Source organism: Chengkuizengella sediminis (assembly GCF_010078385.1).
Taxonomy (GTDB): Bacteria; Bacillota; Bacilli; order Paenibacillales; family KCTC-33759; genus Chengkuizengella; species Chengkuizengella sediminis.
Window position 1 is genome coordinate 94,268 of record NZ_SIJC01000006.1, and the last position, 13,820, is coordinate 108,087.

Consider the following 13,820-nt stretch of genomic DNA (forward strand, 5'->3'; position numbering starts at 1 on the left):
TGTCGTTTATTGAAAAATTTAAGTGTATAAATTATTATTCCAAAATCCTGCTACAATGCTAATGACCATTTAAATTTTTTCATTACAATTCTTACAAAAAACCATATTTGCATACTTACTTAATACCTTATCTAAAACACCTACTGGCATTTTACGTTCATTTGGTAATGTTAGCTGAATAAATACTTCATCACCTGAAGTTAAAGTGCGTCCGCAGTTTGTACATTGTAACTCTATATTAAAAACAATTTGATTCTCCGCCTTTACTTTAACTTTTAGTTACTAGTACGACTTTCTTAATTAAAGGTTTCAACTTGTTACATATTAATTTTTTTATTCCACAATCTGACGCTTTTCTCTAATAAGAAGAGTGTCTTTCTTATTGAATAGATCCATACTCATTTTCATGGTGACTTATGTTAAAGTGTAACAAGAAAGTGTTTGGAAGGAAGGGATGAATCCCTATAAGAAATATAATTGAGAAAAAGGGGATATAAAATGAGTGTACAATTAAAAGAAGTAAATAATGAAAATTGGGAAGAATGTGTAGAGTTGAAAGTTCTTGAAGAACAAAATGAATATGTACCATCTAATACATACTCAATTGCACAATCTAAATTTGAGAATAATATGTACTTGTTTGCAATATATAATGATGATTGTATGGTTGGGTTTACTTCTTATATACTTGATGATGATGGAGATATGAATCTTGCTAGATTTATGATTGACAAAAACTATCAAGGAAAAGGATATGGGAAATTAGCACTTAAAGAAGTTATCGAGTTAATAAAAAATAACTTTGATAATAAAGAAGTTTGGATGAGTATTCATCCTAACAATACTACTGGAATGAAATTATATATTGATGCAGGTTTTAAAATCACTGAAACTGGTTTAGAGTCTGAAGATGAAGTTTTCTTAAAGTTAGATTTTTAAATAATCTGTATTAATATTTGTTATAAGTAATATACTCTTCAACAATCTGGCGCTTTTCTTTAATAAAGAGGGCGTCGTTTTTCGTGAAAAGGTCTAGTTAATTGAATAAGTTCAGGGTGATTATTCAAATGCCTTATCAATCGTAACCCTGTCATAATCTAAAACCCAGTCATTATAATTTTTATATAATTCCCTTATAGAATCTATTTCTGAAGCAATAACATCACAACCTCTGCTATCATAAATATGAAAAATCGTATCGTTGGTAATATTGATAAAAAATATATCATGATATATTTTTGGTTTTATATCCATGTCTTGATTACAAATTGCCTTTATTAAGTTAATATACTTTACGTCTGAAACTTTACATCGAAGTGTGTATCTATGTGTTTCAAAGTCGTAGATGTCGTATACGTCCTCGAAGACATATGGAATAACCTTATGTTGTAATCTAAATAAAACTTCTTTGAATTTTATATAGTGGTTAAAAATCTTTAATTTTCGTCTTCTTAATATATTTTCTTCACCAGCATGATGTACGTTGGCAACTATAATTATTTCATCATCAAGAGAATGAAGGCTTTTGAAAAGAGATAAAGAACGCTGATAGACACGATCCATATAAACTAGTTCATTATTTTCATCTGGATTGCCCAGCTCAAATCTAATTCCTGTATCCCAATTATAAAAAAGAGGTGGTCTTAATTTTAAGTTTATGAACTTCTTATTCATATAATCGTTTAAATGCATATCAGTACCTCGTTTTTCTTTCATTTTATCACTGGTCGTTTTATATTAAAACTACCTTTTAAGTTTAAGAAGGGAATATAGGGGGGAGCTGTCGAAATCAGTGAAGTAATAAGTGTTACACAAAATGGGGCTATATGAAGTGTATTTGCAATCAATAAAAGAAGGTAATAAAACAGTTGAAGTACGCTTAAACGACGAAAAAAGAAGAAAAATCAAAATTGGAGATACAATTGAATTCGTTAAGGTACCAGAAGAAAATGAAACATTAAGGGTTAAAGTTACAGAACTAAGAAAATACGATAATTTTAAGGGAATGTATGAAGATATTCCATTTCAAGAATTTGATTGTGAAGGTTGGACAATCGAAGATATGATAGAAGGAACATATCAGATATATACACCAGAACAAGAAAAAAATGGGATACATTGGCTATTAAAGTGAAAGTATTAAACTAATAAATTTCATCTTAATTGGTAATTTACTAACAACGATCTTCCACAATCTGGTGCTTTTCTCTAAGAGAAGTGCCTTTCTTTATGATCTGGGCCATATTGTGGAGGATAAAATTAATTTCTATTGAGTTTATTTCGTTAAAAAGCACTTTGATAATAAAGAAGCTATACCAGCTGATAAGGATTTAAACAGATATGGTAATATAAATATAGTGTCTACATATAGAGGTGATCAGTATGTACGAAAAAGAGCTAAAAAAGTTAGTCGAAGAAAATAGCGTCTACAAATTAAAAGGAGCTTCAGATATTAAAATAAAAGAAATTGAAGAAAAATTGAATGTTAGTTTACCAGATAGTTATAAATGGATATTAACTGAATATGGGTCAGTTAGTTTTGAAGGAATAGAGATTGATGGTATAGGTTTAAACAATACGCTTATAAGTGTAGATAATACAATAGGTTGGAAAGAATACGGAATTCCAGAGGGTTATGTGGTAATATTTGAACCTGGCGCCGATTGGATTTATTGTTTAGATACATTCAAAATGTACAATTGTGAATGTCCAGTTGTTGCATGGTATCCAGGTACTAAATATAGTGACAAAGAAGCTGATAATTTATATAAGTTCATAATTGACAGATTAGATTTATAAAAGTGACAAACATTAATGCTAAAATAGGTAACAGTATATCTTATGTAAATTGTATTTTGATATTTTTTTAGGAAGGAGATTTAAAAGAAAGTGGACTTTAAAAGAGCATTTTTGGTTGAGCTTCACAATATTATTAAGGAATACTCAATGATCAAAAATCAATTAAAAGACCCATCTAAGAAATTAGTTTGGGAAGAATTCAATTAAATGAAGAGGAGTTAAAATCCTTAAAAACTCAACAATTTAATTCTGATAGTATCAGTGTAATTGAAAAAATAGTACGTGATAACATCATGTGTGCTTTTCATGATGCGTTATGTTTAATTGATGGAGTAACTGATCCTAACCCATCGTTATTAGAGGATAATAAAGTATGGTTGGGCTTAAGCTTAACAGAGGTACGGGAAGATTTTGAAGAAGAGAGTGATTTTTTACACGATCAATTATTTGATAGTTATTGGGAGTGGTTAGATTTAAGGGGTGAATGATTTTGGGATAGATTTTGTTGGTTTAATGGAACTCTCATTTTCGCTTTCAGAACAAATTATTATTCAGCAATCTGGCGCGTATCTCTAATAAGAGAAGCACCTTGAACTAAAAAAGTACTGTGAAAATGTATCAAACTTTTATTAAGCTAATGAGGATTATAAGGAATAAGATTACATTTTCACAATTACTAATCTTCCACTGGAGCGTTTATATAATTGTATAAAATGATATTTTATTTGGATAAAAGAACGTTATTAAAGTGGCAGTTTAGTTTATTAATAGTTTATATAATTTTGTTATTTTAATGTACATAAGGGGAATTAGTTATGAATTACGTTATGGAATTAAGAAAGTTAGTAGGTAATCGTCCTTTAATACTGACGGGATCCGTAGTCTTAGTTATTAATAAAAATAACGAATTGTTGTTACAGCACAGGAGTGATGGAGGTTGGGGATTACCTGGTGGATTAATGGAATTAGGTGAAAGTCTAGAAGATACCGCAAGGAGGGAAGTTAAAGAAGAAACAGGTCTTGAAATTGGAGAGTTGGAATTATTAAATGTATTTTCGGGTCCCGAATACTACTTTAAAGTACCAAATGGCGATGAATTATATTCAGTGACAGCTGTTTATTTGACTCATGATATTAAGGGAAATATTAAAATTGATAAAAATGAATCTATTGATGTTCAGTATTTTAACATTAACGAATTACCAGAGGGTTTAACAGATGAATATCAAAGTTATATTGAGCCATATATTAAGAAAGTAAAGGAATAAAACCAAAATTTTAATTAACCAAATCAGATGATCTTGTACAATCTGGCCATTTCTAAAATATGAGAAGCACCTTTCTTGATTGAGATCATACCAGAGTAAATTTACACAGGAGACGATTTAAAATGCTCAAACTAATTTCAGTCATTGTCTCAGTATTTTTAATTATTTTTATAATAATTCGCTTCGTATACAGTATTATTAATTAAAATTATTTTTTTGAATAAATAATATGAACACTTTTAATTTTATATTTGTGTTCTTCAACAAAATGGCGCCTTTGTTGAAAAAGCATAAAAGGATCATACCTAATTAGAAGAGTTTTGACTATTAGTATGATCCTTTATTTGATATTTGCGCAAAATAAATCTTAAATAGTACGCAAAATAAAATTGAAATTCACATCTTTGAATCAAAAATAGTATTGTCCCATAAACGGCCATTTATGGGAATGATCTATGCTACACCTTAAAACGTGATTTTCATTAGTAGCTCCATATCCGGGGGGATGGGCAAAATACTCAATTTAGAATCTATTTGTATAAAAATAGTAAGTTTTTAGATGAGTTTTACAAATATAATTTTACATATTTCCCGATTTACAAAAAAGCAAAGATCAATATTTTAGAGGAACTTCACAATCTGCACCTCCAGACCTATTTGTTTTTACCCATTTAAAAAAAGATTTCTTGGTTTATTTGATCCTTCACTTTAAAATGGCGAACAAACCATTTAAAATCATAAATTAATGATTCATTGAGTTGAGCTCTCCGATCCCAAACGTCACTTTTTTGCAACAGTTTGACTGCTTCTTGTATTCGTTTAGGATAGAGCATTGCAAAATATCTAATCATTTGTAAGCAGGCGGGTTCACTTAAATATAGTAGTCCAAACCTGAGATTATTGTGAATCAAATTCGCTCCTAGTCCTTTTAAAAAGGTGCTAACTTCTTCTATCGTTTTAAATCGATGATTTACTTGGAGAGATGGGGCGGACACAATTTCAGCGCCACTCAACCATGCCCTGATACTAAATTCGGGCTCGTCACCTCCATATATCATCATACCTTGATCATATCCTCCAATTCTCTCAAACAACTTTTTGGTAAGCACAGTCCCTGCTGAAGATGCAATTTGAACGAAAGGCGAGCGATCAACATCCAATTTTTGATTCCACCTTATCCCCACAAAAGGTACAACTAAATGGCTTCCGTAACCTTTAAAATTTGATTTAGGATCACAAATGGTAGCCGCTATAATTTTATTATCTTCTATGTTATTTAAAACAAAGCTATCCCACCCCTTGCTAAAATGCACATGTGCATCCGTTATAAAAACAATGTCACCTTGTGCCATACTTACACCATAGTTCCTTGCTCGTGGAATGCCTACATGCTCATTAAGCCGAAACACCTTAACACAAACTTCAGAAACCTCGTCTACCATTTTTTCATAGAAAGGATCATCAGAGGCATCATCTACTATAATAAATTCTTTCTCACAAGCAGTAACACTGTTCTCCATAATGGACTTGATTGTTCCAATTAAACGATCAGATTCATTTCTTACAGGAATTACTATGCTAATAAACGAATAAGACATTGTAACTTTTCCCCCCAGCTTTGACTTGTTTGCATATTCTTCTTCAAAAAAACGAACTTTTGAGTATAGGTGAAGCTATAATTGTGGTGTAAAAAGTCAACGTTTTTTTTCACCATCTAGCTTAATATTTCTTGGTCGTTTAACGAGTAGTAAATCATCAGCACTGGTTAGAGCCTCCAACGATTTTCCAGTAAGTCCGTACATTTTTGCGATTTCAACAGGGTTATCCTTGAGCAAGTTTAATATTTTTGAATCATTCGAAATATCCTTGAGTATCTGAACGAGTTTTTCAGAATTCATACGATCGTCATTTTGTCTATGAACTTTATGTGTTTTCCCTTGAACATTACTTTCTTTTTTGTTATCCATACTGCCTCCTTATAAAAAAAATTCAAAAATACATACAAAAAAGTATATGTAAATTGTTACAACTTTATTAATGAGTATGCAATATGATCAAAAACGGCTGTTTCTGGTGCCGAAATCTCATGATATTTAAACAAATTTCGTTTCATCGTTCAGGTGCTGGTTCTATCCCAAGAAAAAAAGTTTTATCTTATGACATTTCATCTATTGACACTGACAAATGCGGATTTATGATCACCTAAGGCAGATGTCCAATCAGACTATTTATTCTGTTCATATAATAACTCACCAAATGTAAAAAGGAGGTGAATCTTATGGGACATTTCGATAGATCAGTCTGTAACTGTTGCGTTTGTCCGATGCAGTGTGCTTTAGAACAGTTGGAAAATGCAGGAACAGAGATCAATGCTATCATCACAACATTGGGTGCTATACTACCAAGTGGGGGCGCCATGTCTTTTACACTAACAGAAGTCAAAGATTTTATTGCAACGACGAGTGAGGGAATAGAAATTGCAATCTGTCAAATCATTACAGTCGGTTTTCTAACTCTCCCAGCGGATTTTAAATTAAAGCCCATTCGAAAGGACGTCGTTGGAGAATGTGTATGTTGTGAAGACCCCACGACGAATTTGCTAGCAAGTAAGATTGGACAGCAAATATCTATACCTTCTGGTGGAGGACCTAGCGGCATATTATCAGCATGTATAGCAGCTGTGGGAGAAGGAATTGTTTTATTGAAAGATATTGACATGGGTGGTCTACCACCAACACCATTTAGTATAACTTCTACATGCTTGTTGGACGCTATAGGACCTCCTATGGCTCAAGGTTTTATTTATACAAATTTATTCTTATCAGACTGATAGGGTATTAGTCCATAGCATACTTAATCCATTCATAAGACCAGAAATCATTGCATTTTTTAGTTCTTCAGGCATAATTAACACTTCCTTTTAATCATGATTTAAGAGTGGGGTGTATTGTCCCTCGATACGGTTAAACCCTTGTTATTACTAGGATTTTGAATAGCGCTATTTTGTTGAAAAACAAATTTTGATTTAAATTAAAGTGTGCTGGTAATAACTAGCGATCAATATAGAAGAAGATAGACAATAGAATGATTAAACTTTTTTATAAAAATTAAGTAGTTAATCTCAAATTTAGAATCCATTTTGATCAATCTTTTTTCAAAATGGATTCTTTTTGTTTGCCATAGAATATGAAATTGCGTGAGGTGTTTGATCAAACTTTTTTCAAAGCCTACAAAATGGATGATTGTAGACATGGATATTAGAAGCAGTTGGACAATTTGTAAAGGTGATCAGAACCACATATAAATTTAAATCAGGTATGATATAGGACTTAAGTAAACTTAAGAGAAACGAATACACATCGTGTCTTGCTTGTTTAGATTATACTGTAATCTTCTCATTGTATAAAAAGATGTGGTAATAAATCTCTCATATCCTGATTGCCATCGTCTATGGTAAGCATGATTAAATTATTCAACAATACCAGCTAATAGGAAGTCAATAATAAACTCTAAAAATTTTTATTTAGATGTGTTAGGATAAAAATAAGCATAGCAAATAAGCCTCCTTCTAAGGATTTAGGAAGTTTTTCTTTTAATTGATTATTTTGGTATAAACTATATTACAAATGTTTCTTTTCGTTTTAATAAGGTATAAATCCAGTGAATGAGCTTATTAGCACAAGCAATGACTGCGACTTTATGTGGCTTACCTTCCTCTCGTTTTCTATCATAGAATTCTTTTAGTCTAGGATTTCGAGTGTTTATCAAGCCACATTGTACGGCCGTATATAAAATTTGTCTAAGTCTACTAGAGCCTCTTTTTGTAATAAGATTAATACTCGCTTTAAATTTGCCCGACTCATGAACACTAGGATCAATTCCGGCAAAGGCAACGAGTTTCTTGGGGTTATTAAATCGATCAATTTCACCAATCTCAGAGATGATTGTGGCTGCAATCTTACCTCCAATACCAGGGATTGATCGAATAATATGATATGCTTCAAACTCTTGAGCCATGGCATCTATCTCCGCCTCTAACTGGGATAGGTGTTTTTGGTACTGTAGAAGCATTTCAATATACATCTTTAAACTAATAAGATAACTGTAGTATAGCGTTTGTTTATATGGATTATTTCTTGCGGCAGATGTTAGTTCCTCCGCCTTTTTCACTGACCAGGACTTCGAACGACTCTTACATAGATGGTGAATTTCATGTGCAATTTCACTAAGACTCAGTTCTTCAACTTCTTTAGGTGTTGGAAAAGTGAGTAGGGTATGTAGGGAAACCTTTGAAAATAAGTCCCCAAATACTCCTTTATACTCAGGAAAGACCTGATCTAATATAGTATGAAATTGCAACTTGGTTTGTACATAGATTCCCGTCAGGGAATCATGTTGTCTACTGAGATTACGAAGGTTTAGCGTTTGAATACTTTTCTTTTGAAATGCTTCTAGGTCTTCTTTGTAATACAGCTCACAGAGGTGATAGGCATCCATGGCATCTGTTTTGACTTTTCGTAGACTCACTTTTTTGGCCTCATATGAAATGACAGGATTGACTAAATAATAGGTTACACCATGGTCCTCTAAAAATTGCAAGACAGGCTCGTGATAGTGCCCTGTTGATTCAAATATAACTTCCGGAGGTTGTCCGCCTTTTTGCTCTACCTCCTGATAAAACAAATAAAAATCATGTAAGCCCATTCGATCGTGTTTAAACTTAAAACTCTTTTTGTAAGGACTTTTCTTTTCTAGAAACGCTTGAACTTGGCTTTCTCCTTTTGCAACATCCAGACCAATGACTGGATCCATGTTGTATCACTTCCCTTTAATAGATTTGCCGGCAACCCCTAACCAAACTTGTAGTTTCATAGCTTCGCTTGTTATACGGGATCTATGTCCCAACCAGCCTCAAACATGTTTCTACAAGTAGGGGGTGAACAGTATTGTGGACGGGATCGAATCCCTCTGGCGCTTTTCTCTAAGAGAAGTGTCTTTCTTTATGAATCGGGCCAGATTGTGGAAGATAACACTTGTTGGGAAAGTAAAATAAAATATCATTCTAAATATATTGATCCTGATTTCTAATAAATTTAAAAGGGTAGTCTAAAATAATGTAAGGTGTGATATTTGGATAAAAAGATATTTAGGTGAGAGAGAAGATAATGATATGCTAAAATTGAGGTGGATTTTAAAGGAAAATTTTAAATTTAACGGACCATTTAATAAACAAATTTCTTTCATAAATTAAAGGTGGTTAAAGAGTATGGAGATTAACAAATTCCTATCAAAGTGGGAGCAAATACTACATAAATTAAACAGCAATAACGGAAAAGTTTTTCCAATTGAAATTGGAAAAAGAGCAACGGCACAGGAGATAACAGCAAAGGAAAAAGAGTTAGGTTATCAATTACCTCCTTCGTATAAACATATATTACTGAACTTAGGAAAGTCACTCTCGTTTTATTACTCTTTTTCTAACGATACAATGATTCCAAGTGAATTCAAGGAAATATTCTCAGGAGAGATAAATTGGAACATTGATTTCCTTCAGAATTTAGATACGTTAGCTGACGAACTGATGGAAGACGGAGAAGATTATGGAAAGACACTTAGGGGGAAATTAGAATTTGCTCATGCTGGAAATGGAGATGTTTATGCGTTCGATATGTCTGTTGAGGGCGAAGAGAAACCAGTTATTTATTGGGATCATGAAGATGACTCAGTTACTTATATTGCGGATTCATTTATTGATTATTTATTTAGGATTACCGAACTAGCGTGTATTGGCAGTGAAAAGTGGCAGCTTGAATATTTTCTAAGTGATACTGGATTGGTAACTACAAGTTCAGCAGCAATTAAGTGGAAAAATTGGTTCAACTCATTTTCTGAGACAATGTTAGATGATGTCAAAAATGACATGGAACAGCTAGTAGCTTTTGTTGTTTATCGTAAGAAACTAGATGAAAAAGAAATCAACTATCTCCAGAAATTTAATAGAAAAGTGTTATTTGACTTTCTTTTAAAAGAACTACATAAAAAAGAGGTTTTAAATAATCAAAGGATAATATGTGAGATTATCGGAAGAGTTTTAGGAGATTACGTAGAGACATGGGTAAAAAGCTTATGGGAAGACAAAAAAACTGTTATAGATACTAGATTGCGTTCCTGCCTAACGTCAATGTGTATGAGTAAGGATGAAGGGCTATCTTTAGTATTTAATTTTCTTGAACAAGTATCTAATAAACAAATATCTGGGTATGAAGCTCTGTCCCATCTTGGAGACTTTCATTCGAGAGATGTTATTTCATGGATGGAAGGTCATGTTAAATTTCCTGTTACTGAAGGTTGGGACGAACTATTCTTCAGATCAAACTTTTCTTGGGAAGAGTTAGAAAGGTGGACCATGTTAGAAGAAAAACATGAAGTAACTGTAATACACGCCTTAGAAAAGTATGTCCATGATACCGTCTCAAATAATAAGCATCCTCATGATATATTAACTATTCCAACGAAATTGGAATTCATTGATTTTCTTGTCAATTTACGTGGTAAGCAAGTGTTGAAAAGGCGGGTAATGCCCATAGAAAATGTTATACAAAACATAAATATCTTTTATTAAGAGTGTAGATCTTAAACTAGCAGGTAAGCGGAGTCCCATCTTCCACAATCTGGCGCTATTCTCTAATAGAGAAGCGTCTTTCTTTATGAATGGGGCCAGATTGTGGAATAGCGTATTGTAAAGATGATGCAAATTTGAAATAATTATTTGTAGGAATAGGCAGGAGGTGTAATAGTAAAAAATGGAAATAAAAAAGGAGATAATTCTTGTAGGAACGTTTCATTTTGAACAAGAGAAAAGATTAATAGAAGAAAAGAATTTAGAAATTCTAGAGTTAGTTAACTACTTATCTGAACTTAAACCTTTTAAAATAGCTTTGGAGTATGAAAAAAGTCAAAAATCTCAATTAAATAAAAAATATAAAAATCATAATAATGTTTATGATATTAATGAAATTGAACAATTAGGTTTTAGATTGGCAAATCAATTACAGCATGAAGAAGTGTTTCCAGTAAATTGGGACGGTAAAATTACTGAAGATGATCTAATCGAACTTAATCAAACCATTCAAAGCAAATATCCAGAAATTTCAAAGATTATAAATTCATATTCTCAAAAAACTGGGAATATAAATCCTGCTAGTCATTTGCTTGATATATATAAACACCAAAATGATAAAGATATGATTGATGAATTAGAAAATATGTATCTCTCTTTTGCTACAGTAGAAAAAGATGGTGCATCTGTAGGAGTGGATTTTTTGAATAAATGGATTGAAAGAGAGCTAATGATATTTAAAAATATAATTGAAATTTCTGATAAAACAAATGAAAGGATCTTACTCATAATTGGAAGTGATCATCTCTGGATGTTACAGAAATTATTTGAAGGAAATGGCTGGACAGTTTGGAATCCATTCAGTAATTGTAATTATACAACTCCATTATAGCTTCCTTATTAAAACCAAACTTAGTAATTTATTTAAAAAGTAAGAGACTTTAATAAAGCTAATTTCCTGTACATCTTTAACAAAATGGCGCAATCCTAGAACAAGGATCAGCGCTCAATTTCATTTTAGAGCCATTTAATTAAAGAACGGCAACCGAAAATTCAATTTTCGTAGCTAGATAGAGGGAAATTAGTCCGCAGGTATTAATCCCTTCGGATGTACTAATTAAATAGAGCAAACAGTGGTAAGACATCTGTGAGCTAATATTATAATATAAAGTTTATCTAATTATTCGAGGAGGAATTGAACTATGACTTCAGAAAGCCATGTTCTCAAGCAAAAACAAATAGCAGAGTCATTTTCTAATGGTAATTTTGAGCCTGCTTTTCCATTTCTAGCAAAAATAATTGAATGGAATATCGTTGGTGACAAAACCTTAGTAGGTAGGGAAGCTGTAATAGAAGAATGCAAGAAAACTTCAAATTATTTCAAAACTATAACCACTAAATTCACTACATTGAATGTAATTTCCGAAAAAAATTGTGTTGCAGTAAATGGAACAGCTGAATTTATTCGCAATGGTGAACAATTATCTTTTGTTTCAGCCTGTGATGTCTATATTTTTAATGATAAAAATGAACTGCAAAGAATTGATTCTTATTGTATCAAATGAGACGCTTTGCTTTCTTCTGTCAAAAGTATTTGTTAAGGCTTATAAGGATGGAAGTTTTGCAACAATCTGGCGCATTAATAGAACACGGTTTAACATAAGATAGACATCACTAAAATTAAAGAGAAAAATGAATATTAATTTTGTATAGAAGTGAAAGGAAAGGAGAAATAATGGAAATTGAAATTATTGATATAGGTGTTAAAATACATGAAACACCATTAGACGAAATATATACTGATCCGGAATTAAATAAAATAATAGTAGAATTCGATGATATAAATGAAAATCGTTGGAAAGTTTCATTTGGTCCTTGTCAAGGTTTAAAAAAAACAACTATAGATTGTTTTGATTATACTATATTATTTGTTAATGATGAGTATCCACGTTCATTATTAAAAGTAAATAATTCAAGTTGGCTAAAAGAAATGAATTTGGTACTCAAACAAAAAGATCCACATGCAACTTTTATGGATAAATCAATTCATTTCATTTTCCCGTTTCAAGATGACATATTAGAAATTGCAGCATGGGGGGATTTTAAAGTAGAACGTATAAGTTAAAGGAATATTATTTTATTTATCTTTTATAAAAGGGGCTTATACTCAATGCAAAAATGGTTTGGTTCATCATGTGTTTGTGTTAATGAAAATGGTAAATTGCTAATGGTCTTACAAGGAAAACCTGAAGAGAAAAAAACCTGGTCTATTTCCATCGGGAGGAAAGGAACACAATGAAACTTTTCAAGAATGCTGTGTTCGAGAGATTGAGGAAGAAACAGGATATATAGCTGAAATAGTTAAAGAAATTAAGGTGAAAGAAGGAAATGATAGGTATTATAACAGATCTGTCGAAGTCCATTATTTTTTAGTTAAAATACTAGGTGGGAAAGAAACAATTCAAGATCCAGATAATCTTATTCATGATATCGCTTGGAAAACCTTAGATGAAATAAAGTTTTTAGAATTAACTTTCCCTGAAGATAGAGATTTTCTTATTGATTACATTACGAAAGAATACAAATCAAATCAAAATACTGCTTCAATATAATTAGGTAATGTTCAACAATATGGCGCGATTATGGAATAACATGAGTAGAAAATGATCAATCTTTTTTATAAAAACCAAGTAGTTAATATTCATTTTAGAATCCATTTTGATCAATCTTTCTTTCAAAATGGATTCTTTTATTTGCCATAGAATGTGGGTATGTATGAGGTTTTTGATCAAACTTTATTTTAAAACTACATCTTGTCAGGAGTGGGGAGTAAGTAGCCTTGCTCCTTTCCTAATAAAAAGTGATGACAGAGAGGAACTTTATAATTGAATTTTAATTTTCATACGAATGAAACTATGTTTAATAAATGCCTTGAAATTGTACGTATTATGATTCAAGATTTTGCAGCCAATCAGCAATCTACCTCAAATTGCAGATCTGTTGACAAGTATTTTAACTTTGATGGAAGAATTAGAAAAAGAACATGAACTTGCTGACTGATACTACTCTTTTGAATGTTTCCTTCTCATAAGATATAATCTTTATATACTACATTTCCATGACTTTTTAAACCG

General features: G+C 31.6%; 15 protein-coding genes and 1 pseudogene. 12 read left to right on the forward strand and 4 right to left on the reverse strand.

The genetic code is table 11. The features are described 5' to 3' along the window. Nucleotides 1–498 precede the first annotated feature (498 nt). Nucleotides 499–939: a GNAT family N-acetyltransferase gene (locus EPK97_RS13460; protein WP_162037144.1), complete on the forward strand. Its 441-nt coding sequence runs from the start codon at nucleotides 499–501 to the stop codon at nucleotides 937–939. Nucleotides 940–1,059: 120 nt separating this feature from the next. On the opposite strand, the gene EPK97_RS13465 is transcribed toward EPK97_RS13460, so the two are convergent. Next, nucleotides 1,060–1,692 carry a DUF3885 domain-containing protein gene (locus EPK97_RS13465; RefSeq protein ID WP_240903818.1) on the reverse strand — a complete coding sequence of 211 codons (633 nt, stop codon included), beginning with the start codon at nucleotides 1,690–1,692 and terminating at the stop codon, nucleotides 1,060–1,062. Nucleotides 1,693–1,831: 139 nt separating this feature from the next. Between EPK97_RS13465 and EPK97_RS13470 the strand changes: the two genes are divergently transcribed. From EPK97_RS13470 to EPK97_RS13485, 4 genes are all read left to right on the forward strand, one after another. Next, on the forward strand, nucleotides 1,832–2,134 hold the full coding sequence (locus tag EPK97_RS13470; protein ID WP_338075710.1) for an ASCH domain-containing protein: 303 nt from the start codon (nucleotides 1,832–1,834) through the stop codon (nucleotides 2,132–2,134). A gap of 248 nt (nucleotides 2,135–2,382) precedes the next feature. Then, nucleotides 2,383–2,799, forward strand: coding sequence for an SMI1/KNR4 family protein (locus EPK97_RS13475; RefSeq protein WP_162037146.1), 417 nt, complete (start codon nucleotides 2,383–2,385; stop codon nucleotides 2,797–2,799). 188 nt (nucleotides 2,800–2,987) lie between these two features. Beyond that, nucleotides 2,988–3,287, forward strand: coding sequence for a hypothetical protein (locus tag EPK97_RS13480; protein ID WP_162037147.1), 300 nt, complete (start codon nucleotides 2,988–2,990; stop codon nucleotides 3,285–3,287). A 327-nt stretch (nucleotides 3,288–3,614) separates the two neighbouring features. After that, nucleotides 3,615–4,067, forward strand: a complete 453-nt coding sequence (locus EPK97_RS13485; RefSeq protein WP_162037148.1) for an NUDIX hydrolase — start codon at nucleotides 3,615–3,617, stop codon at nucleotides 4,065–4,067. 671 nt (nucleotides 4,068–4,738) lie between these two features. Here the strand turns inward: EPK97_RS13485 and EPK97_RS13490 are convergent. Together EPK97_RS13490 and EPK97_RS13495 are read right to left on the reverse strand one after the other, a co-directional pair. Continuing rightward, entirely contained in the window at nucleotides 4,739–5,665 is a 927-nt protein-coding gene (locus tag EPK97_RS13490) for a glycosyltransferase (RefSeq protein WP_162037149.1), read from the reverse strand. Between the two features lie 96 nt (nucleotides 5,666–5,761). Next, nucleotides 5,762–6,034 (reverse strand): hypothetical protein, encoded by a 273-nt coding sequence (locus tag EPK97_RS13495; protein ID WP_162037150.1) that lies wholly within the window; start codon nucleotides 6,032–6,034, stop codon nucleotides 5,762–5,764. 311 nt (nucleotides 6,035–6,345) lie between these two features. Between EPK97_RS13495 and EPK97_RS13500 the strand changes: the two genes are divergently transcribed. Next, the gene (locus EPK97_RS13500; protein WP_162037151.1) at nucleotides 6,346–6,897 is read left to right on the forward strand and encodes a hypothetical protein; all 552 of its coding nucleotides are present in this window, start codon (nucleotides 6,346–6,348) and stop codon (nucleotides 6,895–6,897) included. Between the two features lie 785 nt (nucleotides 6,898–7,682). On the opposite strand, the gene EPK97_RS13505 is transcribed toward EPK97_RS13500, so the two are convergent. Beyond that, the gene (locus EPK97_RS13505; protein WP_162037152.1) at nucleotides 7,683–8,879 is read right to left on the reverse strand and encodes an IS110 family RNA-guided transposase; all 1,197 of its coding nucleotides are present in this window, start codon (nucleotides 8,877–8,879) and stop codon (nucleotides 7,683–7,685) included. 454 nt (nucleotides 8,880–9,333) lie between these two features. Here EPK97_RS13505 and EPK97_RS13510 point away from each other — a divergent pair, with 454 nt between their 5' ends. The 6 genes and pseudogenes from EPK97_RS13510 (at nucleotide 9,334) to EPK97_RS13535 (ending at nucleotide 13,733) form a co-directional block, all read left to right on the forward strand. Further along, nucleotides 9,334–10,689 carry an SMI1/KNR4 family protein gene (locus EPK97_RS13510; RefSeq protein WP_162037153.1) on the forward strand — a complete coding sequence of 452 codons (1,356 nt, stop codon included), beginning with the start codon at nucleotides 9,334–9,336 and terminating at the stop codon, nucleotides 10,687–10,689. Between the two features lie 181 nt (nucleotides 10,690–10,870). After that, nucleotides 10,871–11,578 carry a DUF5694 domain-containing protein gene (locus EPK97_RS13515; protein ID WP_162037154.1) on the forward strand — a complete coding sequence of 236 codons (708 nt, stop codon included), beginning with the start codon at nucleotides 10,871–10,873 and terminating at the stop codon, nucleotides 11,576–11,578. 310 nt (nucleotides 11,579–11,888) lie between these two features. Continuing rightward, the gene (locus EPK97_RS13520) at nucleotides 11,889–12,251 is read left to right on the forward strand and encodes a hypothetical protein (protein WP_162037155.1); all 363 of its coding nucleotides are present in this window, start codon (nucleotides 11,889–11,891) and stop codon (nucleotides 12,249–12,251) included. 170 nt (nucleotides 12,252–12,421) lie between these two features. Then, a complete protein-coding gene (locus EPK97_RS13525; protein ID WP_162037156.1) occupies nucleotides 12,422–12,811 on the forward strand; it encodes a hypothetical protein in 390 nt (129 codons plus the stop codon). A 45-nt stretch (nucleotides 12,812–12,856) separates the two neighbouring features. Beyond that, nucleotides 12,857–13,298, forward strand: a pseudogene (locus tag EPK97_RS13530) (NUDIX hydrolase). A gap of 273 nt (nucleotides 13,299–13,571) precedes the next feature. Next, on the forward strand, nucleotides 13,572–13,733 hold the full coding sequence (locus EPK97_RS13535; RefSeq protein ID WP_162037157.1) for a hypothetical protein: 162 nt from the start codon (nucleotides 13,572–13,574) through the stop codon (nucleotides 13,731–13,733). The last annotated feature ends 87 nt before the right edge of the window (nucleotides 13,734–13,820 follow it).

Coding starts and splice junctions, on each gene's coding strand:
- EPK97_RS13525 (WP_162037156.1), top strand. CDS start 12,422: ATGGAAATTGAAATTATTGATATAGGTGTTAAAATACATGAAACACCA.
- EPK97_RS13475 (WP_162037146.1), top strand. CDS start 2,383: ATGTACGAAAAAGAGCTAAAAAAGTTAGTCGAAGAAAATAGCGTCTAC.
- EPK97_RS13465 (WP_240903818.1), bottom strand. CDS start 1,692: ATGCATTTAAACGATTATATGAATAAGAAGTTCATAAACTTAAAATTA.
- EPK97_RS13460 (WP_162037144.1), top strand. CDS start 499: ATGAGTGTACAATTAAAAGAAGTAAATAATGAAAATTGGGAAGAATGT.
- EPK97_RS13485 (WP_162037148.1), top strand. CDS start 3,615: ATGAATTACGTTATGGAATTAAGAAAGTTAGTAGGTAATCGTCCTTTA.
- EPK97_RS13490 (WP_162037149.1), bottom strand. CDS start 5,665: ATGTCTTATTCGTTTATTAGCATAGTAATTCCTGTAAGAAATGAATCT.
- EPK97_RS13515 (WP_162037154.1), top strand. CDS start 10,871: ATGGAAATAAAAAAGGAGATAATTCTTGTAGGAACGTTTCATTTTGAA.
- EPK97_RS13505 (WP_162037152.1), bottom strand. CDS start 8,879: ATGGATCCAGTCATTGGTCTGGATGTTGCAAAAGGAGAAAGCCAAGTT.
- EPK97_RS13500 (WP_162037151.1), top strand. CDS start 6,346: ATGGGACATTTCGATAGATCAGTCTGTAACTGTTGCGTTTGTCCGATG.
- EPK97_RS13510 (WP_162037153.1), top strand. CDS start 9,334: ATGGAGATTAACAAATTCCTATCAAAGTGGGAGCAAATACTACATAAA.
- EPK97_RS13520 (WP_162037155.1), top strand. CDS start 11,889: ATGACTTCAGAAAGCCATGTTCTCAAGCAAAAACAAATAGCAGAGTCA.
- EPK97_RS13495 (WP_162037150.1), bottom strand. CDS start 6,034: ATGGATAACAAAAAAGAAAGTAATGTTCAAGGGAAAACACATAAAGTT.